Below are 246 nucleotides of genomic sequence, written 5' to 3'. Positions count from 1 at the left end.
GCAGACCAATACTAAAATGAGCTGCTGAAAGTTACTTTGCTGCGAGATAATGGCTTTTTCTCGAGTTAAATCAGATAGCTGTTGGGCTTGTTCTATATATTGATAGTGTTGCTTGAATTGTTCTCGTTTTAACTCATTTCGAATTTGCTGATAACGCTGATTTAAGCTGTGATAAACCTTAAATTGCTCTAAGGCTAGGGCGTAGTTACCATTTTCTTCGTAAGCTTGAGTGAGTAACTTATACAC

At 37.0% G+C, this 246-nt stretch carries 1 protein-coding gene; it reads right to left on the bottom strand.

Annotated elements, in window-relative coordinates; genetic code table 11:
* A partial coding sequence (locus Q4528_RS15340) for a hypothetical protein (protein WP_303522565.1) occupies positions 1-246 on the bottom strand: 246 nt, incomplete at both ends.

It is taken from the genome of Staphylococcus pasteuri (assembly GCF_030547725.1).
GTDB classification, from domain to species: domain Bacteria; phylum Bacillota; class Bacilli; order Staphylococcales; family Staphylococcaceae; genus Staphylococcus; species Staphylococcus pasteuri.
This window is presented reverse-complemented; position numbering and strand designations above follow the sequence as displayed.